A 1,727-nucleotide genomic window follows, 5' to 3' on the forward strand; every position below is an offset into this window, starting at 1 on the left:
ATTATTATTTTCATATCGCTAAAAAAAGGACATTTTGATTAATAATTTACATTTTTTTATTGTTATTGTTTTCATTTGTTTTATAATTTAAGATTTCTACTTTAAATATTTCACCTAAATTTAGTTATAACGCTGTTTGATAGTTACTTGCTCCAATTTATTTCCATTATTGCTAAATATTTAGAAATTTTTCTAGTTTTTTATCACTACTCAGTTAACTACTTTTTTAATACTTTTTTTGTTTTTTAAATATTTTACAATAGTTGTATATTTAAAATTCCCATTATTATAAATATTTATAAAAGGATTTTCATATTCATATTGAATTATAATAGAAAAATATTCAAAAAAAATTTTTTCATCTAGAGTATTGAAATTTTAAAAAAGTATTAAAAAACCCGTCAATTAAGAAAGACGGGACTCCATTACTGTCTACAATGGAGTTTTTATATCAGGTCGTGAAAAATTAATTTTATTTTTAAACTTTTACTTAATTATAAATAAAATGATTATTAATAAAATTAATATATTTTCCATGATTATTCTTTGAAATAAAAACAATTTCTCACCCCTTTCTGTGACATAAAAACTTAGTCACATTTTAATATTACCACAGAATTTATTTTGTTCCGAAAATACGGAAAAAATTGGGATTTTTGGTTCATTTTTCCTAAAATTAGTGTTAAAAAATCTTTTAATTATTTTAAAAATAAAGAATAATTTATAACTTGTTTGATTAGTTTTACAAAGGAAAATTATTTAAAATTTTTATTTTTGATATTTTTTTCAAATATAAAGGAAAAAGTCTTTATATTAGGAAAATTTATGCAATATTTTAGTTTTTTATATAAAAAATTGAAGATTTTTGAGAATTTTTAAGCTAAAAATTGTGCATCAGTTTTTAAAATTGTTTTTTTTTTTTTTTGATTGTAATATAATTTATGAATAAAAACAAAATAAAAAGTATTTTATAAAATATACAAAAAGGAAAATTATGAAACGTTTATTATGCCAATTTAATAGAGACTTTGATAAAAAATTCTCTAAAACTTACCCATGAGTGTTAAAACACCCAAAACTAAAACACGGATTAGCTTTATTTAAAACAAGAAAAGAAGCTATGAACTGATTCTTAGCAGTAGGATACGAAAGTGCAATTTGATTCCAAACAGAAAAAAGAATCTTTGGTGGATTACTAATTATGGACAAAACTGAAGACGGTTTTGAATTTGAATTAAACACTGAAAAATTCGATGGAGACATTAAGTATGAAGAAGCAATGGAAGAATTTTACATTTTCCCAACTTCAAGATTAAGAAATCAAGAACAAGCTGATCAATTCTTAAAAGAAATAGTTGATTACAAAATTCTTGCTGATCACAAAACATACTTCCCAGCAAATGATGATTACATTCCAGAAAGAAAAATTTCAAGCAAAGATAGAGAAATTGAAAGATTAAACAGACAAATGGCAGATCTTGAAGAATTATTTAAAAGTTCAAATGGATCTTATGCAAAAGAAATTGCTGTTTTGATGGAAAAATTAAGAGACAGCAATTCTGATAAAGAAGCTTTAAGAAAGGAAATTGAAAACTTAAAGAAAAAAATTCTTGAATCTTTAGATAAAGAACCGGAAAAAGTTATTGTTGAAAAAGAAAAACCTGTTTTTGTAGAAAAAGAAGTAGTTAAGGAAGTTGTTAAAGAAGTTCCAGTATATATTGAAAAAG

1 protein-coding gene is annotated in these 1,727 nt (G+C 22.4%); it reads left to right on the plus strand.

All coding sequences use genetic code 4. From position 1 onward, the window contains the following. Positions 1–994: 994 nt before the first annotated feature. Positions 995–1,727, plus strand: a 733-nt coding sequence (locus tag ACXX88_RS04075; RefSeq protein WP_458559669.1) for an MAG3090 family protein, incomplete at its 3' end; no start/stop codon positions are given.

The organism is Mycoplasma sp. 5370 (assembly GCF_054343435.1).